This window comes from Streptomyces sp. MST-110588 (assembly GCF_022695595.1).
Classification (GTDB): domain Bacteria; phylum Actinomycetota; class Actinomycetes; order Streptomycetales; family Streptomycetaceae; genus Streptomyces.
Genome location: NZ_CP074380.1, coordinates 2,231,967 through 2,256,159, shown reverse-complemented (window position 1 = coordinate 2,256,159; position 24,193 = coordinate 2,231,967). Strand labels below are relative to the sequence as shown.

General features: G+C 70.2%; 25 protein-coding genes and 2 pseudogenes. 15 read left to right on the top strand and 12 right to left on the bottom strand.

What is annotated here, in order from left to right; genetic code table 11:
* Positions 1 to 110: 110 nt before the first annotated feature.
* Positions 111 to 1,001 carry a hypothetical protein gene (locus KGS77_RS09825; RefSeq protein WP_242580320.1) on the bottom strand — a complete coding sequence of 297 codons (891 nt, stop codon included), beginning with the start codon at positions 999 to 1,001 and terminating at the stop codon, positions 111 to 113.
* A 186-nt stretch (positions 1,002 to 1,187) separates the two neighbouring features.
* Between KGS77_RS09825 and KGS77_RS09820 the strand changes: the two genes are divergently transcribed.
* The 8 genes and pseudogenes from KGS77_RS09820 (at position 1,188) to KGS77_RS09785 (ending at position 11,299) form a co-directional block, all read left to right on the top strand.
* Positions 1,188 to 2,024, top strand: coding sequence for an enhanced serine sensitivity protein SseB (locus KGS77_RS09820; RefSeq protein WP_242587387.1), 837 nt, complete (start codon positions 1,188 to 1,190; stop codon positions 2,022 to 2,024).
* A 111-nt stretch (positions 2,025 to 2,135) separates the two neighbouring features.
* A pseudogene (locus tag KGS77_RS09815) lies at positions 2,136 to 2,896 on the top strand (enhanced serine sensitivity protein SseB C-terminal domain-containing protein).
* Between the two features lie 592 nt (positions 2,897 to 3,488).
* Positions 3,489 to 4,487 carry an ABC transporter permease gene (locus KGS77_RS09810; protein ID WP_242580318.1) on the top strand — a complete coding sequence of 333 codons (999 nt, stop codon included), beginning with the start codon at positions 3,489 to 3,491 and terminating at the stop codon, positions 4,485 to 4,487.
* A 66-nt stretch (positions 4,488 to 4,553) separates the two neighbouring features.
* Positions 4,554 to 6,308 (top strand): ABC transporter substrate-binding protein, encoded by a 1,755-nt coding sequence (locus KGS77_RS09805; RefSeq protein WP_242580316.1) that lies wholly within the window; start codon positions 4,554 to 4,556, stop codon positions 6,306 to 6,308.
* A 75-nt stretch (positions 6,309 to 6,383) separates the two neighbouring features.
* On the top strand, positions 6,384 to 7,394 hold the full coding sequence (locus tag KGS77_RS09800) for an ABC transporter permease (protein WP_242580314.1): 1,011 nt from the start codon (positions 6,384 to 6,386) through the stop codon (positions 7,392 to 7,394).
* A gap of 47 nt (positions 7,395 to 7,441) precedes the next feature.
* On the top strand, positions 7,442 to 8,524 hold the full coding sequence (locus tag KGS77_RS09795) for an ABC transporter ATP-binding protein (protein WP_242587386.1): 1,083 nt from the start codon (positions 7,442 to 7,444) through the stop codon (positions 8,522 to 8,524).
* An 80-nt stretch (positions 8,525 to 8,604) separates the two neighbouring features.
* Positions 8,605 to 9,744 carry a dipeptide ABC transporter ATP-binding protein gene (locus KGS77_RS09790; RefSeq protein WP_242587385.1) on the top strand — a complete coding sequence of 380 codons (1,140 nt, stop codon included), beginning with the start codon at positions 8,605 to 8,607 and terminating at the stop codon, positions 9,742 to 9,744.
* A 151-nt stretch (positions 9,745 to 9,895) separates the two neighbouring features.
* Entirely contained in the window at positions 9,896 to 11,299 is a 1,404-nt protein-coding gene (locus KGS77_RS09785) for a M1 family metallopeptidase (protein ID WP_242580312.1), read from the top strand.
* Positions 11,300 to 11,333: 34 nt separating this feature from the next.
* Here KGS77_RS09785 and KGS77_RS09780 read toward each other — a convergent pair whose 3' ends face one another.
* Positions 11,334 to 11,987, bottom strand: coding sequence for a trimeric intracellular cation channel family protein (locus KGS77_RS09780; RefSeq protein WP_242580310.1), 654 nt, complete (start codon positions 11,985 to 11,987; stop codon positions 11,334 to 11,336).
* Positions 11,988 to 12,071: 84 nt separating this feature from the next.
* On the opposite strand from KGS77_RS09780, the gene KGS77_RS09775 reads away from it, so the two are divergent.
* Positions 12,072 to 12,920: a thioesterase family protein gene (locus tag KGS77_RS09775; RefSeq protein WP_242580308.1), complete on the top strand. Its 849-nt coding sequence runs from the start codon at positions 12,072 to 12,074 to the stop codon at positions 12,918 to 12,920.
* A 77-nt stretch (positions 12,921 to 12,997) separates the two neighbouring features.
* Here KGS77_RS09775 and KGS77_RS09770 read toward each other — a convergent pair whose 3' ends face one another.
* The 4 genes from KGS77_RS09770 to KGS77_RS09755 form a co-directional block, all read right to left on the bottom strand.
* Complete coding sequence (locus KGS77_RS09770; protein ID WP_242580307.1) at positions 12,998 to 13,249, bottom strand: type II toxin-antitoxin system RelE/ParE family toxin; 252 nt, start codon at positions 13,247 to 13,249, stop codon at positions 12,998 to 13,000.
* Positions 13,246 to 13,500 (bottom strand): type II toxin-antitoxin system Phd/YefM family antitoxin, encoded by a 255-nt coding sequence (locus tag KGS77_RS09765; protein WP_242580306.1) that lies wholly within the window; start codon positions 13,498 to 13,500, stop codon positions 13,246 to 13,248. The genes KGS77_RS09770 and KGS77_RS09765 overlap by 4 nt, the downstream gene beginning before the upstream one ends.
* 34 nt (positions 13,501 to 13,534) lie before the next feature.
* The gene (locus KGS77_RS09760; RefSeq protein WP_242580305.1) at positions 13,535 to 14,401 is read right to left on the bottom strand and encodes an alpha/beta hydrolase; all 867 of its coding nucleotides are present in this window, start codon (positions 14,399 to 14,401) and stop codon (positions 13,535 to 13,537) included.
* A 74-nt stretch (positions 14,402 to 14,475) separates the two neighbouring features.
* Positions 14,476 to 14,796 carry a hypothetical protein gene (locus tag KGS77_RS09755; protein WP_242580304.1) on the bottom strand — a complete coding sequence of 107 codons (321 nt, stop codon included), beginning with the start codon at positions 14,794 to 14,796 and terminating at the stop codon, positions 14,476 to 14,478.
* A gap of 269 nt (positions 14,797 to 15,065) precedes the next feature.
* Between KGS77_RS09755 and KGS77_RS09750 the strand changes: the two genes are divergently transcribed.
* The 3 genes from KGS77_RS09750 (at position 15,066) to KGS77_RS09740 (ending at position 17,118) form a co-directional block, all read left to right on the top strand.
* Positions 15,066 to 16,235, top strand: a complete 1,170-nt coding sequence (locus KGS77_RS09750) for a cysteine desulfurase family protein (RefSeq protein ID WP_242580303.1) — start codon at positions 15,066 to 15,068, stop codon at positions 16,233 to 16,235.
* Positions 16,236 to 16,420: 185 nt separating this feature from the next.
* Positions 16,421 to 16,807, top strand: coding sequence for a type II toxin-antitoxin system RelE/ParE family toxin (locus KGS77_RS09745; protein WP_242580301.1), 387 nt, complete (start codon positions 16,421 to 16,423; stop codon positions 16,805 to 16,807).
* Entirely contained in the window at positions 16,804 to 17,118 is a 315-nt protein-coding gene (locus tag KGS77_RS09740) for a helix-turn-helix transcriptional regulator (RefSeq protein ID WP_242580300.1), read from the top strand. Before KGS77_RS09745 ends, KGS77_RS09740 begins: the two co-directional genes overlap by 4 nt.
* 56 nt (positions 17,119 to 17,174) lie before the next feature.
* Here KGS77_RS09740 and KGS77_RS09735 read toward each other — a convergent pair whose 3' ends face one another.
* Positions 17,175 to 17,921, bottom strand: coding sequence for an N-acetylmuramoyl-L-alanine amidase (locus tag KGS77_RS09735; protein WP_242580299.1), 747 nt, complete (start codon positions 17,919 to 17,921; stop codon positions 17,175 to 17,177).
* Positions 17,922 to 17,975: 54 nt separating this feature from the next.
* On the opposite strand from KGS77_RS09735, the gene mnmA reads away from it, so the two are divergent.
* Positions 17,976 to 19,106, top strand: a complete 1,131-nt coding sequence (gene mnmA, locus KGS77_RS09730) for a tRNA 2-thiouridine(34) synthase MnmA (RefSeq protein WP_242580298.1) — start codon at positions 17,976 to 17,978, stop codon at positions 19,104 to 19,106.
* Here mnmA and KGS77_RS09725 read toward each other — a convergent pair.
* The 4 genes from KGS77_RS09725 to KGS77_RS09715 form a co-directional block, all read right to left on the bottom strand.
* Positions 19,093 to 19,290, bottom strand: a complete 198-nt coding sequence (locus tag KGS77_RS09725) for a DUF397 domain-containing protein (RefSeq protein WP_242580296.1) — start codon at positions 19,288 to 19,290, stop codon at positions 19,093 to 19,095. The two genes, mnmA and KGS77_RS09725, sit on opposite strands and share 14 nt — an antisense overlap.
* A gap of 12 nt (positions 19,291 to 19,302) precedes the next feature.
* Positions 19,303 to 19,431, bottom strand: coding sequence for a hypothetical protein (locus tag KGS77_RS34605; RefSeq protein WP_277994210.1), 129 nt, complete (start codon positions 19,429 to 19,431; stop codon positions 19,303 to 19,305).
* Between the two features lie 86 nt (positions 19,432 to 19,517).
* A complete protein-coding gene (locus tag KGS77_RS09720; RefSeq protein WP_242580294.1) occupies positions 19,518 to 19,715 on the bottom strand; it encodes a DUF397 domain-containing protein in 198 nt (65 codons plus the stop codon).
* Between the two features lie 12 nt (positions 19,716 to 19,727).
* Positions 19,728 to 20,582, bottom strand: coding sequence for a helix-turn-helix transcriptional regulator (locus KGS77_RS09715; RefSeq protein ID WP_242580291.1), 855 nt, complete (start codon positions 20,580 to 20,582; stop codon positions 19,728 to 19,730).
* Positions 20,583 to 20,763: 181 nt separating this feature from the next.
* On the opposite strand from KGS77_RS09715, the gene KGS77_RS09710 reads away from it, so the two are divergent.
* Together KGS77_RS09710 and KGS77_RS09705 are read left to right on the top strand one after the other, a co-directional pair.
* On the top strand, positions 20,764 to 21,258 hold the full coding sequence (locus KGS77_RS09710) for an ATP-binding protein (protein ID WP_242580290.1): 495 nt from the start codon (positions 20,764 to 20,766) through the stop codon (positions 21,256 to 21,258).
* 136 nt (positions 21,259 to 21,394) lie between these two features.
* Positions 21,395 to 22,207, top strand: coding sequence for a VC0807 family protein (locus KGS77_RS09705; protein WP_242580288.1), 813 nt, complete (start codon positions 21,395 to 21,397; stop codon positions 22,205 to 22,207).
* Positions 22,208 to 22,311: 104 nt separating this feature from the next.
* On the opposite strand, the pseudogene murJ reads toward KGS77_RS09705, so the two are convergent.
* Positions 22,312 to 23,876 (bottom strand): annotated as a pseudogene (murJ, locus tag KGS77_RS09700) (murein biosynthesis integral membrane protein MurJ).
* Between the last annotated feature and the right edge of the window lie 317 nt (positions 23,877 to 24,193).

The window sequence follows — 24,193 nt, the reverse complement described above, 5'->3', positions numbered from 1 at the left end:
GCCCGCCCCGGGGACCCGGCGCGGGCCGTGCGGGGGTCCGCACGGCCCGGGCGCTCGGTGGTGGGGGCGGGCCCGGTGCACCGGCGGGCGAGGTGCCCGCGGTGGCCGGGTCAGCCCAGGATGCTCAGGAGTTTGGCGGGGAGACCCAGGATGGCCTGGATCAGGGCGGCCGGGTTCAGGCCGGTCTGAGCGGTGGCCGGGCTCGTGGGCGTCGCGGCGTCCGTGGTGTTCGTGGTGCTTGCGGGCGTCGTGGTGTCGGTGGGGGTGGTGGACGGGGCCGGGTCCGCGGCGGCCCCGCCGGAGCCGGCGGGCTGCTCGTCCGGCGGGGTCTGCGCGCTCCCGGACTTCTCGGCGCCCAGCGCGGCCCCGGCCGGCCGGCCCTCCGACTGGGTCAGCGGCTGGGCCACCGACGTCGCGTCCGCCGGCTTGGTCTGCTGTGCCTGTGCCGCGTCCTCCTTCGCGTGCTGCCGCGCCGCCTCCTCGGCGATGAGCTTGTCGATGCCCAGGCCGAGGAGGAGCTGGCCCAGCCCCCCGGTGAGGGTGCTGGCGATGGTGCCCGCGGGAGGCACGTCCCGGCCGGTCTGCTGCCGGTCGTGCCGGGCGGCGGCCAGCGCCTGGGCGACCTGGCGGCGCACGGTGTCCTGCGCCTTGCTCATCGGGTCCCCGCTCTTCGCGGCGGTCCGGCCGCCGGCGGCGCGCAGTGCCGCGTCGGCCGCGGTGGTGCTGCGCAGTACGGCGGCCAGCCGCGCCCGTACCGTATCGGCCTGTGCGGCGGGCGCCGCGCGGTCGCCGGCCGCGGTCAGCAGTCTGTCGGCGGCCAGCGACAGCGCGCCGATGTCGTTGACGGCGACGGTCTGTGCGCGGGTGAGCTGTGCGCGGGTGAGCTGTGCCCGGGCGAGCTGGGCACGGTCGGCCGCGGCGGCGGGGCCCACGGCGCCCAGGGCCAGGGCACCGAGGGTGGTGGCGCTGAGGAAGGCGAGGGCGGTCCGGTTCGTTGCCATGAGGGTGAGAGCCTTTCTGCAGACAGCGGGGCAAGATCGCACAGCAGTCACCTTCCGAGCGGTCCGCACGGTCCGCAACCGCACGTGCGTGTCGAGTGATCATTCGGGTGCACCGGGCCGCGCCACACCGGCTGGCGCTAGGGTCTTCGACCGGACGGCGCGCGGTTTTGGAGCGGGTGGATGGACATGGACTTTCCGGGGCAGGGCGTCCCTCGGCAGGAGCAGTGGGACCAGGCGCGGCAGGGCATCGCGCCGCCGGCCTGGCCCGCCAACGAGCTGGAAGAGGTGCTGGCCGCCTCGGTGGGTCACCCCCAGGCGGGTGCGCGCATCCTGGAGGTGCTGGGGCGCAGCAACATATGGGTGCCGCTGCCCAACGGCGGCGGCCCCGAGAGCGCCGGTCTTGGGGCCCCCGGGCTGGACCTGCCGACCGTCGAGATCGACGGCCTGGCCTACGTCCCCGTCTTCAGCTCCGAGCAGGAGTTCATGAGGGTGGCCGGGTCCCACCTGTCTTTCACCGTCGCGCCCGCCCAGGAATTCGCCCGCGGTATGCCCCCGCTCATCGGTATCGCGGTCAACCCGGACGGTACGGCCGGGGTCCCGCTGCCGCCGCCCGCGGTGGCCGAATTGTGCCGGGTGGGCCGTACGGAACTGGACGGCCCGGTCGGCGGCGGCCGGGTGCGGCTCTTCGAGCCGGACTGGCAGGACGACCCGGTGGACTTCCTGGCCGCGGCCGGCCTGGAGTTCTCGGCCGTCGGCTGTGTGCTGAGCGGGCGCCGCATCCTGGCGAGCGTCGAGGGCGGGCCGCCCGCGCTGTTCGTCGGCGTGCTGATCGACCCGCACTCCGCCCCCTTCCACGACGGTACGGCCCGTGACCTGGCCCTGAACGCCCTGGGGCGCGCGCTGGGCGCGGTGCCGGTGCCCTGGCCCGTACAACTGGTCATGCTGGACCTCGCACAGGGCGATCCGGTCGCCGGGCGGATGCTGGAGCGCGTACGGCCCTTCTACTCTCGCGACCACTCGTAAGCTGGTTGGATGACCGGGCGGGCGCACCCCACGTGCCTGCCTACAGAAGGGACGGACCACGTGAGCGCGGGTGCGCAACAGGGAGCGGCGGCGACCGGGCAGGTCGAGCAGATGCTGCGGCAGGTCTCGCCCGGCCGGTACGACGTCTACGAGGCGCTGTTGCAGGCTCTCGCCGCGGGCCAGGTGTGGATGCTGCTGTGGCACGGCCAGGCCGGATCGCCCGACGCGCAGTACGGGAACATGGAGGTCGAGGGGCTCGGCTACGCGCCGTGCGTGACCTCCGCGCCGGAACTCGCGGCCAGTGGCTGGAACCGTGCCCATGAGGTCGTCGGCGGGCGGGACATCGCCGCGGCCCTCTTCCCCGACCGCTGGGGCCTGTGGCTCAATCCGCACGCCCCGGGCGGCGGTGTGGGCATCCCCTGGCTGGATCTGCGGCGGATCGCCGGCGGGCTGGACCGGCTGCCCGCGGGGCCGCTGCGGATCAGCGAACCGGCCATCGAGATCCCGCAGTTCTACGCCCTGCTGGGGCAGAACGCCCACCGTACGCCACCGGTGCGCTCGCTGCGCCGGGCGTGGGTGCAGCCCGCGCTGGGCGCCCCGTATCTGGCGATCGGTCTGGATCTGTACGACACCGGGCCGCAGGCCGTGGACGCCGTACGGCTGATGATCCAGCAGTCCATCGGCGCGGTGCCGGACGGCCTGCCGGTCTCGACGGTGGCGATGAACGACGAGTACGACCCGGTGGGCATGTGGATGCGCGCCAACGCCCGGCCGTTCTTCGACCGCGACGCCTATGGCGGCGGCTCGGGCGGACCCGCCCCGCGCCCGCGCCTGCGCCGTCCTACGGGTACGGCTACCCCCGCCCGTACTGAGCGCCCGCACCGCATTCCCGTACGGGCCCGCGCCGAGCACCGCCGCCCGTACGGGTCCGTACCGGAGGGTCGCATACCGCTCTCTCCGTGCTGCATCCCCGTACCGCACTCCCGTACCGCACTCCCGTACCGGTGAACCCGCGCCCCGGACCGCACCCGTACGGCCGGGGCCGCGCGACCCCCGCCCCGTACCGGAAGCGTCAACTCCGCACCGGCACCGCCTTGTTGATCTTGGGGTGGAGTGACCCCATCCGCCCCACGGTGGACCCCCTTCCCGCAGGCCCGGGCCCCGCTCAGCCGTCTCCGCCGTCCGTATAACGGAAGCCTGCGAGACACATCACAGTTGCGCATCCATTCCCCGTCAGGTCTGGTGAGTGATCGCGAATCGGATGAAGACTCCCGCAACAAGAGGGCTACGGCCCTGTGTACGACCGTCGTGCCGCTCCGCGTCGCGGAATTCCATCCGCTCCTCCCATGGGTGAACTCCCGCGCCCCGCGCACGACATGAGTCAGTGATTCCAGTGATGTGACCAGGCCGCTGCGGCGGCGGGCGTGGGCCGGCACCTGCCGGCCGAGAGGGGTCAAAGGCACCGTGACCGCACCGATCGAGACCACCGGGGCGGCTGCTGAGGCGCAGCCGGAAGCGGTGCTGGAGGGCGTCGAGAGCAAGAAGATCGAAGGGCGCTCGCTCGGCCAGATCGCCTGGCTCCGTTTCCGGCGCGACAAGGTCGCGGTGGCGGGCGCCGTCATCGTCATCCTGCTCATCCTGATCGCGGCCCTGTCGCGGCCGATCCAGTCGGTGTTGGGGCTGGACCCCAACAGCCCCAACCAGGAGCTGATCGACCCCAACACCACACTGCCCAAAGGTGACTTCGGCGGCATGAGCGCGGACCACCCCTTCGGCGTGGATCCCAAGTTCGGCCGCGATCTGCTGGCGCGCATCCTGGAGGGGTCCTGGGTCTCACTGATCGTCGCGTTCGGCGCCACGCTGCTGTCGGTGGCCATCGGTACCGTCCTGGGCGTCGTGGCCGGCTTCTACCGGGGCCGGATCGACGCGATGATCAGCCGGCTGATGGACGTCTTCCTGGCCTTCCCGCTGCTGCTGTTCGCGATCGCCATCTCCGCCTCGCTCCAGGGCGGCGCCTTCGGCCTCGAAGGGCTCCCGCTGCACATCTCCGTCCTGATCTTCGTCATCGGCTTCTTCAACTGGCCGTACATGGGGCGGATCGTGCGTGCCCAGACGCTCTCGCTGCGCGAGCGGGAGTTCGTGGACGCCGCCCGGGGTATGGGAGCGCGCGGGCCGTTCATCCTCTTCCGGGAGCTGCTGCCCAACCTGGTGGGCCCGATCATCGTCTACTCGACGCTGCTGATCCCCTCCAACATCCTCTTCGAGGCGGCCCTGAGCTTCCTGGGCGTCGGCATCCAGCCGCCCCAGGCGTCCTGGGGCGGGATGCTCAACCAGGCGGTCAAGTACTACGAGGTGGACCCCCAGTACATGATCGTCCCCGGCCTCGCGATCTTCGTCACCGTACTCGCGTTCAACCTGCTCGGTGACGGCCTGCGTGACGCGCTCGACCCGCGCAGCCGCTGACGCCTGCCGCGGCAGGTGCCCACAAGTCCCATTCCAGTTCGACGAACGAAGGGGAATCCGACCATCATGCGAAGGTCAGTTCCGGTCGCGACGATCGCGGCCCTCACCAGTGCGGGCCTTTTGCTGGCCGGCTGCAGTGGCGGCAAGGGTGGCTCCAAGGGCGAGTCCGCCGAGGCCAACGCCGCCACCAAGGGCATCGTCAACGCCTCGGACGAGAAGGGCGGCACGCTCAACTACGCGCTGAGCGACGCCCCGGAGTCCTTCGACCCGGGCAACACGTACTACGCGTACGTCTGGAACTTCAGCCGTCTGTACGCCCGTCCGCTGACCACCTTCAAGCCGGGCCCCGGCGCCAAGGGCAACGAGCTGGTGCCGGACCTCGCGGAGTCGATGGGCAAGTCCAGCGACGGCGGCAAGACCTGGACGTACAAGATCCGCAAGGGTCTGAAGTACGACGACGGCTCCCCGATCACCTCCAAGGACGTCAAGTACGCGGTGGAGCGCAGCAACTTCGCCCGTGACGTCCTCTCGCTCGGCCCGAACTACTTCCAGACCTACCTCAAGGACAACGAGGGCGGCTACAAGGGCCCGTACAAGGACAAGAGCAAGGAAGGTCTGAAGTCCATCGAGACCCCGGACGACCAGACGATCGTCTTCCACCTCAAGCAGGCGTTCGCGGAGTTCGACTACCTGGTCAGCGCCCCGCAGACCGCGCCGGTGCCGCAGGCCAAGGACAAGGGCGCCGACTACAGCAAGAGCGTGGTCTCCTCCGGGAGTTACAAGTTCGAGAGCTACGAGGAGGGCAAGCAGGTCACCCTCGTACGCAACCCGAACTGGTCGGCGAGCACCGACCCGCTGCGCAAGCAGCTCCCGGACAAGATCGTGCTGAAGATGAAGGTCGCCCAGTCCACGATCGACAAGGACCTCCAGGCCGGCAACACCCAGATCGACGCGGCCGGGCGCGGCGTGGACAGCCAGACCCAGGCCCAGCTCCTGACGAACTCCAAGGAGAAGGCCAACACCGACAACGCGCTGGGCCAGCGCCTGGTCTACACGGCGATGAACACCAAGGTGGCGCCGTTCGACAAGGTCGAGTGCCGCAAGGCCGTCCAGTACGCGATCGACAAGAAGGCCGTACAGACCTCGCTCGGCGGCCCGATCCGCGGTGACATCGCCTCCACCGTGCTGCCCACCGACCTCGCCGGGTACCAGAAGTTCGACATGTACCCGCAGAAGTACAACGGCGACAAGCTGGACCTGGCCGAGGCCAAGAAGCACTGGGACAAGTGCGGCGCGGGCAACGTCTCCACCACGATCCTGGCCCGCAACGACCGCCAGGACGAGGTGGACGCGGCGACCTCCGTCATCAACTCCCTGAAGAAGATCGGGATCAACGCCAAGATCCAGTCCTACCCGAGCGGCAAGTACTTCTCGGACTACGCGGGCGTCCCGGAGTTCACCAAGAAGAACAACGTCGGCCTGATGATGATGCAGTGGGGCTCGGACTACCCGACCGGCTTCGGCTACCTCAACCAGGTCTTCAACGGCAAGGCGATCCAGAAGTCCGGCAACAGCAACCTCTCCGAGCTGAACGACCCGGTGATCAACAAGCTGCTCGACGACTCGATCACCAACCCCGACAAGGCCGCGCGGGAGAAGATGTACGCCGAGGCCGACAAGAAGATCATGGAGCAGGCCGTCATCGTTCCGCTGACCTACTTCAAGGTCCTGCTGTACCGCTCGCCGAAGGCCACCAACATGGTCTCCACCTCGGCCTACAGCGGTCAGTACGACTACCTCAACGTCGGCCTGAAGAAGTAAGCCCCGGAAGGCAGGTGAAGGCATTGGTGTCCGCGGACCGGCCGGTCCGGTCCGCGGCGCCGACGCCGCAGTCCCGTGTTCTCGTACCTCATCCGCAGGTTGATCAGCGCAGTGATTCTGCTGCTGATCGTCAGCGCGGTCACCTTCGGCATCTTCTTCCTGCTGCCGAGGCTGGCCGGGCAGACCGCCGACCAGCTTGCCGGCCAGTACATCGGAAAGGCCCCCTCGGCCGCGGACATCGCCGCGGTGAAGAAGAACCTCGGCTTGGACAAGCCGGTCTACGTACAGTACTGGGACTTCCTCAAGGGCATCTTCGTCGGCGTCGACTACAAGTTCGGCCCCGATGCGGCCAAGTGCAACGTTCCGTGCTTCGGTTACTCCTTCAAGACGCACATCGAGGTGTGGCCGGAGATCCAGTCCCGCCTCCCGGTGACCATCTCTCTGGCGGCCGGCGCGGCCGTGGTGTGGCTGGTCTCCGGCGTCGCCACCGGCGTGCTGTCCGCGCTGCGCCCCGGTTCGGTCTTCGACCGGCTGGCCATGGGCGTCGCCCTGGCAGGGGTCTCGCTCCCCATGTTCTTCACCGGCGCGCTGGCGCTGGCCCTGTTCACCTATCAGTGGCCGATCTTCGAACGAAGTGATTACGTACCTCTGCTGGAGGACCCGGTGGCGTGGGCCAGAACGCTGGTCCTGCCATGGGTGACTCTGGCGTTCCTCTACTCCGCCCTGTACGCCCGGCTGACCAGGGCGAGCATGCTGGAGACGCTGAGCGAGGACTACATCCGTACGGCCCGCGCCAAGGGCCTGCGGGAGAACAAGGTCGTCGTCCGGCACGGCCTGCGGGCCGCGCTCACCCCGATCATCACGGTCTTCGGCATGGACGTGGGCCTGCTGCTCGGCGGTGCGCTGATCACCGAACAGGTCTTCTCCCTCAAGGGGGTCGGCGCGTTCGCCGTCGAGGCGATCAACGCCAACGACCTGCCCAACATCCTCGGCGTCACCTTGCTCGCCGCGTTCTTCATCGTCATATGCAACCTGGTGGTGGACGTTCTGTACGCCGCCGTCGACCCGCGGGTGAGGCTCTCGTGACCGACTCCTCCGACGACCCGACGACCGGCACCGCGGTGGGCGCCACGATGGGCGCGGCGGTGGGTGAGCCGGCCGAGGCCGGCACCCGTCCGCCGTCCGCCTTCCTGGAAGTGCGCGACCTGAAGGTGCACTTCTCCACCGACGACGGCATCGTGAAGTCCGTCGACGGGCTCACCTTCTCGCTGGAGAAGGGCAAGACCCTGGGCATCGTGGGCGAGTCCGGCTCCGGCAAGTCGGTGACCTCGCTGGCGATCATGGGGCTGCACCGGGCCTCGCGGCAGCAGCGCAGCAAGGTGAACATGTCCGGCGAGATCTGGCTGGACGGCCGGGAGCTGGTGTCCGCGGACCCCGACGACGTACGACGGCTGCGCGGGCGCGAGATGGCGATGATCTTCCAGGACCCGCTGTCCGCGCTGCACCCGTACTACACGGTCGGCCAGCAGATCGTGGAGGCGTACCGGGTCCACAACAACGTGGACAAGAAGACCGCGCGCAAGCGGGCGGTGGAGATGCTCGACCGGGTCGGCATCCCCCAGCCCGACAAGCGCGTGGACGACCACCCGCACCAGTTCTCCGGCGGTATGCGCCAGCGCGCGATGATCGCAATGGCGCTGGTCAACAACCCCGAATTGCTCATCGCGGACGAGCCGACCACCGCGCTGGACGTCACCGTCCAGGCGCAGATCCTGGACCTGATCCGCGACCTCCAGAAGGAGTTCGGCTCGGCGGTCGTCATCATCACCCACGACCTGGGCGTGGTCGCCGAGCTGGCGGATGACCTGCTGGTGATGTACGCCGGCCGCTGCGTGGAGCGCGGGCCCGCCCAGAAGGTCTTCTACGAGCCGCAGCACCCCTACACCTGGGGCCTGCTCGGTTCCATGCCGCGCATCGACCGCGACCAGACCGACCGGCTCATCCCGGTCAAGGGCTCCCCGCCCAGCCTGATCAACGTGCCCTCCGGCTGTGCGTTCAACCCCCGTTGCCCGTACGCGGATGTGCCCAAGGACAACGTCACCCGTACGGTCCGCCCCGAGCTGCGCGAGTTGTCGGGCGGGCACTACTCCGCCTGCCACCTGACGCAGGAGGAGCGGGAGCGTATCTGGACCGAAGAGATTGCGCCGAAGCTGTGAGTGACACCGACGAGACCGACAACAGCAAGAAGACCTCCGCGCAGCCCGCCGCTCCGGGCCCGGCGGCCCCGAAGACCGTGCTGCGCAAGACGGCGGGCCGCACGGCCCCGGCCGCGGCCGGGGCCGGGGACGGCGAACCGCTGCTGCGGGTCCGCGGGCTGGTCCGGCACTTCCCGATCACCAAGGGCCTGCTCAAGCGGCACGTCGGGGCGGTGCAGGCGGTGGACGGCATCGACTTCGAGGTACGGCCGGGGGAGACGCTGGGCGTGGTCGGCGAGTCCGGCTGCGGCAAGTCCACGATGGGCCGGCTGATCACCCGGCTCGACGAGCCGACCGGCGGCTCCATCGAGTTCGACGGCAAGGACATCACGCATCTGTCCCCGGGCCAACTGCGGCCGATGCGCCGCGACGTCCAGATGATCTTCCAGGATCCGTACGGGTCGCTGAACCCGCGGCACACCATCGGCGGCATCATCGGCACCCCCTTCCGCCTCCAGGGCGTCGAGCCCGAGGGCGGGGTGAAGAAGGAGGTGCAGCGGCTGCTGGAACTGGTGGGGCTGAGCCCCGAGCACTACAACCGCTATCCGCACGAGTTCTCCGGCGGCCAGCGGCAGCGCATCGGCATCGCCCGCGCGCTGGCGCTCAAGCCGAAGCTGGTGGTGGCCGACGAGCCGGTCTCCGCGCTGGACGTCTCCATCCAGGCACAGGTCGTCAACCTGATGGACGACCTCCAGAAGGAGCTGGGGCTGACCTACGTCATCATCGCTCACGACCTGTCGGTCATCCGGCACGTCTCGGACCGGATCGCGGTGATGTACCTGGGGAAGATCGTGGAGCTGGGCGACCGTACGTCGCTGTACGAGGCGCCGATGCACCCGTACACCAAGGCGCTGCTGTCCGCCGTGCCGGTGCCCGACCCCAAGCGGCGCACCCAGCGCGACCGTATCCTGCTCAAGGGCGATGTGCCCTCGCCGATCAATCCGCCGTCCGGCTGCCGGTTCCGTACCCGCTGCTGGAAGGCGACCGAGGTGTGCGGGACGACCGAGCCGCCGCTGACGGCGCTGCGGACCGGGCACAAGGTGGCCTGCCACCACCCGGAGAACGCCCCCGATCAGGTGCCCGGCGAAGCGTCCGGCGGTGCGTCCGGGAGTGCGTCCGGCGGTGCGACGGGTGGTACGCCCGGTACTGCGTCCGACGGACCGGCCGATGCCGAGAAATGATCGGAGTGAGCGCACTACCGGTCGGTAGAGCATGACGAGTTGGCAAAGTCCGACATGAAACAGAGCGGGAGAGTGCAGAGTCGGCGCGGTTGTTCAACCGGCATCCAGTCCGGCATCCAGTCCGGCAACCGTGCGTTCGAAGGGACGGCTCATGGCACTCTCCCGATCTGCACGTCACAGAACCCGTCTGCTCGCCCTGGCCACGGCGGCGGCCTCGGGGTTCGCCGTCGCCGCCGCGCCCGGGGCCGCCCCCGGCGCGCCCGGCGTGGGCGACAGCTACTTCCCGCTGCTGGGCAACGGCGGGTACGACGCCCTCCACTACGACCTCGGCGTCAGCTACGACCCGGCGAGCGGCCGGCTCGACGGCCGTACGACGCTGACCGCCCGTGCCACCCAGGACCTGAGCGCCTTCAACCTCGACCTCCAGAAGCTGACGGTCACCTCGATCCGGGTCAACGGACACCGGGCCGAGTTCACCCGCTCCGGTGATGAGATCACCGTCACCCCGGGCAAGCGGCTGCGCGAGGGCGAGCGGTTCACCGTCAAGGTCGTCTACGGCGGCGTCCCGCTGCCGCTGAGCGGCCCCATCGTCTTCGGCTCCGACTACGGCTGGATGAAGACCAAGGACGGTGTCTTCGTCGCCTGCGAGCCCAACGCGGCCTCGACCTGGTTCCCCTCCAGCGACCACCCCAGCGACAAGGCCACGTACGACATACGCATCGACGCGCCCAAGGGCCTGACCGGCGTCTCCAACGGCCGGCTGGTCTCCTCCTACGAGCGCGACGGCCGCTCCTACGCCCACTGGCGGGAGCGCCGGCCGATGGCCACGTACCTGGCGACCGCCACGATCGGCAAGTTCGACGTGCGCCGCGGCACCACCCCCGGCGGCATCCCCATCTACGTCGCGATCGACCCGGCCCTGCCCACCGGCCCGGTCGACGTCTACGCGATCACCGCGGAGGCCACCGACTACTGGTCCCAGGTCTTCGGCCCGTACCCCTTCGAGGAGACCGGCGCCATCGTCGACGACATGCCGCAGGCCGGGTTCTCCCTGGAGGTGCAGACCAAACCGGCCTACTCCGCCGTACGCAACGAGACGACCATCGTCCACGAGCTGTCCCACCAGTGGTTCGGCGACTCCGTCTCCGTCGAGCGCTGGAAGCACATCTGGCTCAACGAGGGCTTCGCCACGTACGCGCAGTGGCTGTGGGCCGAACACAAGGGCACCCGCAGCGCCCACGACGCGTTCGTGGCCGCCTACAACGCCCGGCCCGCCGACTCCGACTTCTGGAAGATCAAGGTCGCCGACCCGCAGCGTGACACGATGTTCGCCTCGGCGGTCTACCAGAGGGGCGCGATGACCCTCCAGGTGCTGCGCGAGCGCATCGGGGACAAGGCGTTCTTCAAGCTGCTGCCGACGTGGACGAAGCTGCACCGGTACGGCAACGCCACCACCGAACAGTTCGTCGCGCTGGCCGAGAAGGTCTCCGGGCAGCGGCTCGGTGACCTCTTCCACACCTGGCTGGAGACCACCACCAAGCCGCCGCTGCCGTAACGCCCCCGGCGGTGTGCCCGGCCGCGCCCCGGCGTCACCGGCCGCTGCCCCGGTCCCGGTTCTTCAGCCGCCAGTCGCCCGCGCGGAGCTGCTGCGGCCGGGGCAGGTGCAGCCCGAAGTACACCGCCCCCATACGCAGCGCGAAGACCACCCCCGCCGAGACCACCGCGGCGGGGGTGGCGCCGGTCCCCAGGTGGTGCAGTCCCAGGTAGCAGGCGCCGCCGGCCAGCGCGGCGATCGCGTACACGTCCTCGCGCAGCAGCAGCGGCGGAAACTCGCCGCACAGCACGTCGCGTACGACCTCTCCGGTGACGCCGGTTAGCACGGACAGGATGACCACCGCGAGCGGGGTGGCGCCGGCCGAGATGGCCGCCCGGGCCCCGATGACGGTGACGACGGCCAGCCCGATGGCGTCCACCACCAGCAGCGACCTGCGCGGCAGCGACCAGAAGTGCAGGTAGACCATGGTGGCCACGCCGACACAGATGATGACCGTCAGCAGGACCCAGTCGTGGGTCCAGTACAGCGGGTGGCGGTTGAGGATCAGGTCGCGCAGGGTGCCGCCGGAGATGGACGCGGCGAAGGCGAGGACCAGGCCGCCGAAGGGGTCCATGTCGGCGCGGTAGGCGGCCAGGACACCGCTCGCGGCGAAGGCCGAGACGCCGACCAGATAGAGCATGTGCAGCATGCGCACATGTTCTCAGGCCGTGGAACCCTTCCTTCCGGTAAAAGGGGCTACCCGTCAGTAACAAATCCGTGTAGCGTGCGGCGCATGTCCACGGTGACCATAGGTAACAGTGAGTTCGACCGCGACACGGCGGTCGTCCGGCGCTCGCCCGGCGTCTACGACACCCAGCTCTCCGAAGGCTGGACCATCATCCAGGCCGTCAACGGCGGCTACCTCCTGGCCCTGATGGGACGGGCCCTGGGAGACGCCCTGGCGCACCCCGACCCCTTCTCGGTCACCGCGCACTACCTGACGGCCTCCGTCCCCGGCCCCGCCGTCATCCGTACGGAGACCATCCGCACCGGCCGCACCATGTCCACCGGCGGCGCCACCCTCGTACAGTTCCAGGAGGACGGCACCGAGGTCGAACGGATGCGGGTGCTGGCCGCCTACGGCGACCTCGACGCGCTCCCCGACGACGTCCGCACCACCGCCAAGCCGCCGGCCCTGCCCCCGTACGAACACTGCCTCGGCGCCGACAGCGGCCCCGGCGGACGCCCGGCCATCCCCGGCAGCACCCGCATCGCCGAGCGCCTGAACCTGCGCCTGGACCCGGCCACCGCGGGCTGGGCGGTCGGCCGGCCCTCCGGCAAGGGCGAGATGCGCGCCTGGTTCGGCCTCGCCGACGGCCGCGACCCCGACCCGCTCTCGCTGCTGCTGACGGTCGACGCCCTGCCGCCCACCGCCTTCGACATCGGCCTGACCGGCTGGGTCCCCACCGTCGAACTGACCACCCACATCCGCCGCCGCCCGGCCCCCGGCCCGCTGCGGGTCTCCATCACCACCCGCAACCTGGCGGGCGGCTTCCTGGAGGAGGACGCCGAGGTCTGGGACACCGAGGACCGCCTGGTCGCCCAGTCCCGCCAACTGGCCCGGGCACCGCTGGGGGCGTGACGCGTCGCCCTGGCCGCACCGTCACGCCCGCGTATGAGCCCCGGCAGTCGGCAAGCTGCCGGGGCAGTGGCGGAAGCTCAGAGCGTGCGGCCCAGGTGAAGGATCGCGACTGTGGTCGTCGTGTCGGTGATTTCATAAAGAACCCGGTATCTACCGACATACATACGGCGCAGGTCGGAGGATCCGTATGCGGTGGTTCCGTCCGGACGTGGGTTGTCGGCCAGTAGGTCGACGGTTGCGAGGAGCTGACTGAGACCGTTGGCGTCGTCTTTGAGGAATCCCGCCGCCGCGTTGATGGCGGATTCTCCCCAGACGATGCTGTAACTCACCCACGCTCCAGGCCGAGTCGCCGACGAACCTCTTCATGGGGGACCCCGCGAAAGGTGCCGGCCGCTTGCTGGGCTCGGTACTCGGCCAGTGCCAGCGAATCCTCCAGGTCTGCCAGCTCCTGGGGGTGTATCAACACCGCTGCAGGCTGACCGTGATCGGTGATCGTGATGCGCTCGCGAGCGAGCGCCGTACGACGGACCAGCGAGCCGAAGCGCGCCCGGGCCTCTGTCATTGCCACCGTGTCACTCATGTACAGAACTGTACACTTCTCGCGCCCTATATCACTAGGAGCCGTCGTGGCGGCCGTCGCATTCCGGCCGTGGCCGCAGGAAGTCCGTCAGGGCCGCGGTCAGTTCCGCCGGGGCGTCTTCCTGGACGAGGTGGCCGGCGCCGGGGATGAGGTGGAGGCGAGCACCGGGGATGAGGGAGGCCAGTTCGTGGCCCTTGGTGGCGGGGTCCCAGGTGTCCTCGGCGCCCCAGCAGATCAGGGTCGGGACCGCGACCTCCCCGTAGCGCGGCTGGATCTCGTCGGTGAAGCGCTGGTCGTTCCGGGCGATCTGGCGGTAGAAGGCGGGGCGCCCCTCCGCGGTGCACCAGGGCTCCACGAGACGGTCCAGGACGGCCGGGTGCAGCCCGCGGTGGCTGGCGGAACTGACGTACTCCCGTACGAGTGCCCGGTGCAGCGCGGGCGGAAGCTGCCCGAAGATCTCGGGGTGGGCGCCGAGCAGGCGGTAGGTGGGGGTCCCCCAGGGAGCCAGGGTCAGGGCGTCCACCAGAACCAGACGGCGATAGCGGGCACCGTGCAGAAGGTGGGCGCGCAACGCGACGCAGCCGCCGAAGTCGTGCGCCACCACGTCCGGCTCGGTCAGCTCCCAGTGCGCGAGGAGTTCGGTGAAGACCCGGCCCTGCGCGGCGAGGGAGACGTCCTGGTCCTCGTACTTCTCCGAGGTGCCGTAGCCCGGCATGTCCCAGGCCAGGACGCGGTGCCGCCCGGCGAGCGCGCGGGCGACGCCGCGCCAGATGTAGGAGGAGAACGGGGTGCCGTGCAGCAGGACCACGGGAGGTGCGGTGGGCGGGCCAAGGGCGGTCCAGCGCACCTCGCCGACGGAACTGCGGTACGTACGGTCCAGCGTCCAGTCGTCGGTCGTCATGACCGTAACGCTAGTGACTAATTACCTGGATGTCGAGATCACGCGAGCACCAAGCCATTCGTTTCCCTTCGCCCTCACTCGCCCTTGGCGAGCCAGCGCAGCCGGCCGTCCCAGCGGGCGATGCGGCAGGTCAGGTGGATGCCCTTGGAGCTGACCGCCTTCGCGCCGCGCTGACGGCACTTGCGGTGCGGCTCGTTGCAGCTCCCCTTCTTCTTGCCGGGGATCCTGGCGCAGTTCTTGGTGGCGTGGGCGCGCTTGCCGGCGGGGAGAGGTGGCCGTGCGCGGCGCTCGTGGCGTGGTGGCCGGAGGTGCCGCGGGCGGAGTGGGTGGTGCGAGAGGCGGAGTGGCTCTTGGTGGCCGCGGTCGCCGGTGCGGCGGTGGCCAGGGCGGCGCACAGGCCGAGGGCCAGGGCGGCGGCGCGCAGGCCGCGCGGGCGCCGGGCGCGCGGGGAGGCGGGTGTGAAGTCGGAGGAGTCCGTCGATGGAGACATGTGATCATTTTGCCGGGTGGTGGCCGGTGTGCTGTCCGGGGGCTGGAAGGGCTGACAGGGGCAGTAATAAGAGGGTGCTTCCGCTTCGTCCCTCTACGGTGCGGGGCGGCGTACGCGTAAGCCCCTACGCGCCCCGTACGCGCCCCCGCGCCTGCTCGTAGAATCGTGCGCACCATGGTTTACCTCGACCACGCCGCCACCACCCCGATGCTCCCGGAGGCGGTGCAGGCGATGACCGCCCAGCTCACCGTCACCGGCAACGCCTCCTCCCTGCACGCCGCCGGACGGCAAGCCCGGCGTACCGTCGAGGAGGCCCGGGAATCCCTGGCCGCCTCGCTCGGCGCCCGCCCCAGTGAGGTCGTCTTCACCTCGGGCGGCACGGAAGCCGACAACCTCGCCGTCAAGGGCCTGTACTGGGCCCGCCGGGACGCCGACCCGGCCCGTACCCGCGTGCTGGCCAGCCCCGTCGAGCACCACGCCGTCCTGGATGCCGTGGACTGGCTCGCCGAGCACGAGGGCGCCCGCGTGGAGTGGCTGCCCGTGGACGCGTACGGGCGGGTGCACGCCGACGCGCTGCGCGAGGCCATCGCCCGCGACCCCGCAGACGTGGCCCTGGCCACCGTCATGTGGGCCAACAACGAAACCGGCACGGTCATGCCGGTCCACGAACTCGCCCGGGTCGCCAAGGAGTTCGACGTCCCGCTGCACGCCGACGCGGTACAGGCGGTCGGCCAACTGGAGGTGGACTTCGGCGCCTCCGGCCTGGCCGCCATGACCGTCTCGGCCCACAAGATCGGCGGCCCGTACGGCATCGGCGCCCTGCTGCTGGGCCGCGAGTACGCCCCCGTACCGGTGCTGCACGGCGGCGGCCAGGAGCGGCACGTACGCTCCGGCACGCTGGACACCCCCGCCATCGCGGCCTTCGCCGCAGCCGCCCGGCACGCCGTCGCCCACCGCGCGGACTTCGCCTGCGAGATCGGCGCGCTGCGCGACGACCTGATCAAGGCCGTACGGACCGCGGCACCCGACGCCGTCCTGGGCGGCGACCCCGACCCGGCCGGCCGGCTGCCCGCCAACGCCCACTTCTCCTTCCCCGGCTGCGAGGGCGATTCCCTGCTCCTCCTCCTGGACGCCCAGGGCATCGCCTGCTCCACCGGCTCCGCCTGCACAGCCGGTATCGCCCAGCCCAGCCACGTCCTCCTCGCCACCGGCACCGACCCGGCCCTGGCCCGCGGCACCCTGCGCTTCTCCCTCGGCCACACCTCCACCCGCGCGGACATCGAAGCCCTGGCAGAAGCGATCGGCCCAGCAGTCGAACGGGCCCGCAGCGCAGGCCTGAGCTGAGCGCGCGAGCGCCGGGGGCACCGCCACCCCCTCCGCTGGACCCCTGCCGCCCCGCGAATTCCCGGGGCGGCGCCCCACCGCCCGGGCGGACCCCGGCCCAACGCCTCCCCCTCCCGCGTGGGCACCCTCAGGAGCCTTGACACCCTTGGTGGCCTATAACACCTAAGCCATATAGCATGGAAGCCATGACCGGTGAGCGGTACACCATCGAGATCGAGCCCGAGGTCCGCCTCTGGCTGGAGAATCTGCCCGCCCACCACTACGTGATAGCCGAGCAGAAGGTCGACCGCCTCGCCGAGCAGGCGACCACCCTCGGCGAGCCCTACTCCCGTCATCTCGGCGGCAAGCTCCGCGAGTTACGTTTCGACCTTGACGGTAGCGCTCAACGCATCACCTACTGGCTCGCCCCGGGTTGCCGTGTCGTACTGCTGACCGTCTTCCGCAAGACGAAGATGCGTGAGAGGGCGGAAGCGGAGCGCGCCCACGCCGTCCAAGCCGCATGCGAGGCCAGTCATGAGCCGGCCACCGAACACAACATCTACAGTCGTCCGATCAAGGAGGAGCTGCCGTGAACCACGCCGAATGGAAGACTCGCCGCCACCGCAAACTCCTCGGTGAGGCGGCGGAGGAGAACGCCGAGTACGACCGCCTGTACGAGGAGGCCGAACTGGCCCACGACCTCGGCCAGTTGGTCTACGACCGGCGCACCGCTCTGGGCCTGTCCCAGACCGAGCTCGCCGAACGCTGCGGGATGAAGCAGCCCCAGGTCTCCCGGATCGAAGGCGGCGGTACCGTACCCACCATCCCGCTCCTGCGCCGCCTGGCCCGCGCCCTTGACGCCGACCTGACCATCGAACTCACCCCGCACCAACAGGCCGCCTGAGCAACCTCCGACGGCGCACGATCCGTGGATGCCGTCTTCGTCATCCGCGATCTTGATCATCGCCCCGAGGACGGGGACGGAGACGGCTCCGGGGGTATGGCTTGTACCAGGTGTAGGTAGTGGTTCCAGTTCCAGTGGGGGCCTGGGTCGGTGTGGTCGGTGCCGGGGACCTCGATGTGGCCGACGATGTGGTTGCGGTCGGCGGGGAAGCCGTAGCGGCGGCAGATTGCGGCGGTCAGGCGGGCGGAGGCCGCGTACATGGCTGGGGTGAAGGACTCGGGGCGGTCGACGAAGCCCTCGTGTTCGATGCCTATGCTGCGTTCGTTCCAGGCGCGGTTGCCCGAGTGGTAGGCGACGTCCAGTTCGCGGACGAGCTGCGTCACCCGGCCGTCCTTGTGCAGGACGTAGTGGGCGGCGGCGCCGTGGGCCGGGTCCTGGAAGACTTTCAGGGCGGAGCGGTAGCCGCCCTGTACGACGTGGATGACGACCCGGTCGATGGTGTAGTCGGCGGGCCGGTCCGCCCGTCGGTAGTTCGCCGGGGAGGCCGGCACCCACTGCGCGCCCCGAAAGTCTACTTCGCCCTCTTTGCGCGGTTTCTCCTGTCCCGGCAGTCGCCACCACCAGTGCGAGAGCTCGTCGCGGGCGGCGTAGGCGGCCACGCCGAGGCCGGCCAGCACGCCCGCGCCGCCGAGCAGCAGCCCCCGCCGGTCGACGCCCTTGGCGGACCCCGGCGCCGCGTCGGCGGCGTCGGCGCCCTCCTCGCCGGCGTCGCGCCCGGTGCTCTCCTGATCGGCTTTCCCCATGCGCTGAACAACGCTTACGGGCTACTCGCCGGTTCCGTCTACCCTGGAGGGGCTATGACTGACGCTCCCCGCCGCCTGCGCGTACTGGCCGCCATGTCCGGAGGTGTCGACTCCGCCGTCGCCGCCGCCCGCGCCGCCGAAGCCGGCCACGACGTGACCGGCGTGCACCTCGCGCTCTCCGAGAACCCCAAGTCCTTCCGTACGGGCGCCCGCGGGTGCTGCACGATCGAGGACTCCCACGACGCCCGCCGCGCCGCCGACGTCATCGGCATCCCGTTCTACGTCTGGGACCTGGCCGAGCGCTTCCGCGAGGACGTGGTGGAGGACTTCTTCGCGGAGTACGAGGCGGGCCGTACGCCCAACCCCTGTCTGCGCTGCAACGAGAAGATCAAGTTCGCCGCGCTGCTGGACAAGGCGCTCGCCCTGGGCTTCGACGCGGTGTGCACGGGCCATTACGCCACGATCGTGCGCAATGAAGAAGACGGCGGCCTGGAGCTGCACCGCGCCTCCGACATGGCCAAGGACCAGTCGTACGTGCTCGGCGTCCTGGACGAGCGGCAGCTCGCGCACGCGATGTTCCCGCTCGGCGACACCGTGACGACCAAGGCGGAGATCCGGGAGGAGGCCGCCCGGCGCGGCCTGTTCGTGGCCAAGAAGCCCGACAGCCACGACATCTGCTTCATCGCCGACGGCGACACCCAGGCGTTCCTGGCCAAGCGGCTCGGTACGGCCGAGGGTGACATCGTGGACGAGTCCGGCGCCAAGGTCGGCACGCACCAGGGCGCGTACGGCTTCACCATCGGCCAGCGCAAGGGCCTGCGGATCGGCACCCCGGCGCCGGACGGCAAGCCGCGCTACGTCCTGGACATCTCCCCGGTGAACAACACCGTCACCGTCGGCCCGGCCGAGTCCCTGGACGTGACGGCCCTGACCGCCGTCCGGCCGCGCTGGTGCGGGCAGGCGCCGACCGGCCCCGGCACGTACACCGCCCAGCTCCGCGCCCACGGCGGCGAGACGGAGGTACGCGCGGAGCTGGCCGACGGCGAGCTGCGCGTCTCCTTCACCGAGCCGGTGCGCGGTGTCGCCCCCGGCCAGGCGATCGTGCTGTACGACGGCACGCGGGTGGTGGGCTCCGCCACGATCGCCACGACGCGGCGCGTCGCGGCGGCCGTCACCCCTGCTTGATACGGGCCAGCAGTCCTCGGAGTGCGTCCCGGCCGCTGATCATGACGTGGTCGGGCGCGTCACTTTCCCGCAGTGCGAGGGTGCCGGGGGTGCCGGGGGTGTCGAAGGTTACTTCGGCCACCTCGACGCAGTTGTTGCCTCCGTCTTCGGAGAACGACGATTTGAGCCACACCGGTTCTGACAAGAAACGTGCTCCTCACAGTTCTGCGCTGACCATGTGGATGAAATCCACCGCGTAGTGCTCCAACTCGGCGACGTCGAGAAACCCGGGTGGGATCTGGCCCCGGTACTCCTCCCACCAGCCGCCCTTACGGCTTCCTGCCACCTGGATGTCCCTCGCTGATGCCGAAGCGTCCTCCCTCGATGCTGAGATGACGGTACGGTCCGTGCCGAGCAGGTCCGCGGCGGCCGTCACCCCTGCTTGATACGGGCCAGCAGTCCTCGGAGTGCGTCCCGGCCGCTGATCATGACGTGGTCGGGCGCGTCACTTTCCCGCAGTGCGAGGGTGCCGGAGGCGCCGGGGGTGTCGAAGGTTACTTCGGCCACCTCGACGCAGCTATTGCCGCTTTCTTCGGAGAACGACGATTTGAGCCACACCGGTTCTGACAAGAAACGTGCTCCTCACAGTTCTTTGCTGACCATGTGGATGAAATCTCTGGACTTCTCCGGAGTCAACGCCTTCTCCTCGGCCGCGTCCAGCCTTCTGCGGAAATGAGCCAGGTGCGTGGGTGCGTCGATGAACACCCCACCGGTGGGGGAGTCCATGTGCACCGTGTCCAGGTGCGCTTCGGGTGCTGACGCGTACACCACGCAACCATCGCCCATCAGCCGGAAGCCGCCTGCTGCGAACGGGATCACCAGCAACGTCACGTTGTCCCACTCGCAGGCTTCCAAGAGGTGACGAAGCTGTCTGCGGGCCACGTCCCGGCCGCCGACCTGCATACGCAGAGCCGATTCGTGGATGACGCCGGCAAAAGGCGTGGGATCGTCGCCGTGGAGAACATTCTGGCGCGTCAGCCGATGCGTCACACGCAACTCCACTTCCAGCCGCGACAGTGGCGGTGACAGGAGGTCGAAGAGCGCTCGTGCGTGCTCTTCGGTCTGGAACAGTCCCGGCAGGAGCGTCGTCTGCACGGTGCGCAGCCTTACCGCGTAGTGCTCCAACTCGGCGACGTCGAGAAACCCGGGTGGGATCTTGCCCCGGTACTCCTCCCACCAGCCGCCCTTACGGCTTCCTGCCATCTGGACCAGTGCCTCGACCAACTCCTGGCTCTCACAGGCGTAGATGCTCGCGAGGCGTCGCAGACGTTCCTCGCTGATGCCGAAGCGTCCTCCCTCGATGTTGGAGATGACGGTACGGTCCGTGCCGAGCAGGTCCGCGGCGGTCGGCGCGGTCATGCCTGCCGCCTCGCGGAGCCGCCGCAGTTCCGCACCGAACCGGCGCTGACGGATGGTCGGGGTGTGCTTGGTTGCCATGTGCCCCCTCCTCGTTTGGCGCACAGTGTGCCGAGGTGGGCGCAGCCGAATCCGCCAGATCACGAGGATTAACTCGTTGTGATTAACGCTGTTCATTAGTTATGTAGAGCACCGCTACGGTGTGGGCCGCGCCACTCTTCGCGTGTGGAGTGGCGGCGACGCCGCACATGGAGGTGCCTGCGTGAACTCCGAACCGCATCCCCCGCATCCCGCACCCATCCCGTTCGCCGAACCCTGGGAGTACGAACTCGCTTTCCCCCGGGACCCCCGCGGCCCCGGCATCGCCCGGACCACTCTGAGAGCGGTCCTCGTGGCGCACGGGCTGGACGAACTCCTGCACCGGGCGGAGCTGTTGACCTCGGAGCTGACCACCAACTCCGTGCGGTACTCCCGGGGGCCCGCCTCCGTACGGCTGCACTGGGCCTACCCCGTACTGCGGGTCAGTGTTCTGGACTCCAGTCCGCACCTTCCCGCGCCCGGTTCCTCGCCGGTGCCGCCGGGCTGTGACAGCGAGCGTGGGCGGGGTCTGCTGATCATCGGGCTGGTGGCGGACAAATGGGGCGGCTGCGCGATCGGTGACTCGTTGCTCGGGCCGGGCGGCAAGACCGTCTGGTTTGAACTCGTCTGGGACGCCGGGCCGCCGCCTCCGGACGCGGTGGCCGCGCTCGCCGCGTGACCCGTACGGCGGAGGTGATCGAGGCGGCCGGGCATGACAGAAGTCATGCGGAAGCGTGGACAGTCGCTACTGCCGGGGCCAGGGGCCCCGCCGCGAAGCTGAACGCGTCACACAGGGCGACACGGGAGGACCCCTCATGAGCCAGGCAGGTCAAGCACCCGCCGAGCGGAGCACCGGCAGCAGGAATCCGCTGCTGGAGAGCCTGTTGCCGCTGATCCTGGACGCGGGGGTGCCGGTGGCGGCGTACTACCTGCTCAGCAAGGGGTTCGGCATGGGCACCGTGGCGGCGCTCGGCTGGAGCAGTGTCGTGCCCGCCCTCCGTACGATCTGGGGCGTGGTCAAGGACCGCCGGTTCAACGCGCTGGCCGCGCTGATCGTGGTGGTCAACGTGGTCAGCCTGCTGCTCACCACGGTCACCGGCGACCCCCGGCTGATGCTCGCCAAGGACAGCGCGGTGAGCAGCGTCATCGGCATCGCCGTCCTGATCACCGCCTTCGTGGGACGGCCGATGATGACGCCGGGCCTTCAGGTGTGGATCACCAAGGGGGAGGCCGGGAAGACGGCCGTGTGGCACCGGCTGCTGGCGGAATCGGCGCGGTTCCGGCGGGGTGAGCGCACCTTCTCGGCGGTGTGGGGGATCGCGCTGCTGGGCGAGTGCGTGGCCCGGGTCGTCGGTGCGTACGTCCTGCCGGTGGACACCATGGTGTGGCTGGGCCCGGTGATCCTGGGCGTGGCCATCGTCCTGGCCATCGCGTTCACCGGGGGGCTCGCCGTCGACCCGATGGAGAAGATGGTCGCGGCGGAGCTGGAGCGGGCGCGGGAGGCCGGCGGGCCGGATGGGGAAGGCCGGGAGGACGGGGAGGGCCGGGAGGACGGGGAGGACGGGGAGGGCCGGGAGGACGGGGAGGGCCGGGAGGGCTTGGCGCCGCAGGTGGCGGGGACGGTCTGAGCCTCGCGGGCCGGGCTCCGTGTGCCGTACGGACGTACGGCCGTACAGGGCATGGGCCTTCCGGGTGCGGGACGGGGGTCCGCACCCGGAAGGCCCGTACGGGATCAGCGCAGTCCCGGCAGGCTGCGCAGTTCACCTATCCGAAGCATCCGGGCCAGGAGCACATAGACCAGCCCCATCGAGACCCCGCCGGCCGCCAGGGCGAGGACGGTGGTCCAGAAGGAGTCCGCGGCGGGCACGCACAGCCGTACCACCGCCCAGCCCAGCGCCCCGGCCGTCAGCCCGGCCGCGGTCAGCTTGCCGTACGTGCGGCACAGCCGCTTGCCGTCCAGCCGCCCTTCGAGGCGCCGCCGCAGCCGCAGGGCGGTGAGCAGCAGGCCGACGGCGTAGGAGAGGGCGTAGGCGGCGGCCATGCCGGTGACCGCCCAGCGGGCCGGCAGCAGCAGGTGGCAGACGGTGGCCAGGGCGATGTTGACCGCGCTGATCCACGCCGCCATCCAGAAGGGCGTACGGGTGTCCTCGAAGGCGTAGAAGCCGCGCAGCAGGAGGTACTGCGCGGAGTAGGGGATAAGGCCCAGGCCGAACGCCTGGAGCATGTGGCCCAGGGGCTCGGCGGAGGCGGCGGACGCCGCGCCGTGCGCGAACAGCAGCCGTGCCACCTCCGGCCCGAAGGCCAGGAAGAAGACGGCGGCCGGGACGATCAGGACGCCGCTGGTGCGCAGCGCGCGCGAGAGTTCGCCGCGCAGGTCGTCCAGGCGGTGTTCGGCCACCGCCCGGCTCATCCGCGGCAGCAGGGCGGTGACCAGCGAAACGGTGATGATCGCCTGCGGCAGCGTCCAGATCATCTGTGCGTAGGAGTACGCGGAGTAGCCCACGCCGTCCTTGGGCAGCGCCTGGTCGGCGGCGCCCGCGTAATGGGTGACGACGGTCAGGGCGACCAGGTTGGCCAGGACGAACAGCAGGGTCCAGCGGGCGGCGGCGACGCTCTTGCGCAGGCCCGTACCCCGCCAGTCGAAGCGCGGCCGGAAGCGGAACCCGGCGGCGCGCGCGTAGGGGACCAGGGCGACGGCCTGGAGGACGATGCCGACGGTCGTGCCGATGCCCAGCAGCCGGACCTGCTCCGGCGTGATGTCCGACACCTGGTCGGGGACGGTCAGCAGGCCGAGGTACAGGCCGAACATCGAGATCAGGATGACGTTGTTCAGGACCGGGGTCCACATCATGGCCCCGAACTTCTCCCGGGCGTTGAGGACCTGGCCCATCATGAAGAACAGCCCGTAGAAGAAGACCTGGGGCAGCATGAAGCGGGCGAAGACCACGCTCAGTTCGAACGCCTCGTGGGTCTTGGGGTGTCGGTCTGGTAGAGGCTGATGATCTCCGGGGCGGCCCATACGGCGAGCAGCGTGCCGACCGCCAGGATGGACAGGACGAGCGTGACCAGCCGCTGCTCGTGGGCGCGCCCGCCGTCCGGGTGCTCGACCCTGGCCCGTACGAGCTGGGGCACGAGCACGGAGTTCAGCGCCCCGCCGATCAGCAGCGTGTACAGGCTCATGGGGACGACGTTGGCCTGGTTGTACGTGGTGGCCAGCAGGCCCGTGCCCAGCGCGGCACCCTGGAGGACCTGGCGGATGAGCCCGGTCGCGCGGGAGACCATGCTGCCCGCGGCCATCAGCATCGACGAGCGGCGCAGCCCGCTCCCGGTGGTCCCGCTCCCGGTGCTCCCGTTTCCGGCGCTCCTGATCTCGGCGCCCCCGCTCGCGCTCCCGGCTCCTCCGGTGCCCGTTTCCGGAGGAGCCGCTTCTATTCCGTTCTTCATGGAGGTCAACCTAACGCCGGGATCGATCGCTTCCGGGTCCCCCCGGGTGCCGCGGGCCCGTATGGTCGACAGCGACGACGGTACGAACGGCCGCTTCGGCGACGGGAGCTGACCTCCTCACCTCCGCGACGGCGCGGCCTTTCGTCGGCCACGAAAGGTAAACGGAAGCA

What these genes read in the sequence shown, in the direction of transcription:
- KGS77_RS09825 (WP_242580320.1), bottom strand. Translation starts at nt 1,001, where the DNA reads ATGGCAACGAACCGGACCGCCCTCGCCTTCCTCAGCGCCACCACCCTC.
- KGS77_RS09820 (WP_242587387.1), top strand. Translation starts at nt 1,188, where the DNA reads ATGGACTTTCCGGGGCAGGGCGTCCCTCGGCAGGAGCAGTGGGACCAG.
- KGS77_RS09805 (WP_242580316.1), top strand. Translation starts at nt 4,554, where the DNA reads ATGCGAAGGTCAGTTCCGGTCGCGACGATCGCGGCCCTCACCAGTGCG.
- KGS77_RS09795 (WP_242587386.1), top strand. Translation starts at nt 7,442, where the DNA reads ATGGGCGCGGCGGTGGGTGAGCCGGCCGAGGCCGGCACCCGTCCGCCG.
- KGS77_RS09785 (WP_242580312.1), top strand. Translation starts at nt 9,896, where the DNA reads ATGGCACTCTCCCGATCTGCACGTCACAGAACCCGTCTGCTCGCCCTG.
- KGS77_RS09780 (WP_242580310.1), bottom strand. Translation starts at nt 11,987, where the DNA reads ATGCTGCACATGCTCTATCTGGTCGGCGTCTCGGCCTTCGCCGCGAGC.
- KGS77_RS09775 (WP_242580308.1), top strand. Translation starts at nt 12,072, where the DNA reads ATGTCCACGGTGACCATAGGTAACAGTGAGTTCGACCGCGACACGGCG.
- KGS77_RS09765 (WP_242580306.1), bottom strand. Translation starts at nt 13,500, where the DNA reads ATGAGTGACACGGTGGCAATGACAGAGGCCCGGGCGCGCTTCGGCTCG.
- KGS77_RS09760 (WP_242580305.1), bottom strand. Translation starts at nt 14,401, where the DNA reads ATGACGACCGACGACTGGACGCTGGACCGTACGTACCGCAGTTCCGTC.
- KGS77_RS09750 (WP_242580303.1), top strand. Translation starts at nt 15,066, where the DNA reads ATGGTTTACCTCGACCACGCCGCCACCACCCCGATGCTCCCGGAGGCG.
- KGS77_RS09745 (WP_242580301.1), top strand. Translation starts at nt 16,421, where the DNA reads ATGACCGGTGAGCGGTACACCATCGAGATCGAGCCCGAGGTCCGCCTC.
- KGS77_RS09735 (WP_242580299.1), bottom strand. Translation starts at nt 17,921, where the DNA reads ATGGGGAAAGCCGATCAGGAGAGCACCGGGCGCGACGCCGGCGAGGAG.
- mnmA (WP_242580298.1), top strand. Translation starts at nt 17,976, where the DNA reads ATGACTGACGCTCCCCGCCGCCTGCGCGTACTGGCCGCCATGTCCGGA.
- KGS77_RS09715 (WP_242580291.1), bottom strand. Translation starts at nt 20,582, where the DNA reads ATGGCAACCAAGCACACCCCGACCATCCGTCAGCGCCGGTTCGGTGCG.
- KGS77_RS09705 (WP_242580288.1), top strand. Translation starts at nt 21,395, where the DNA reads ATGAGCCAGGCAGGTCAAGCACCCGCCGAGCGGAGCACCGGCAGCAGG.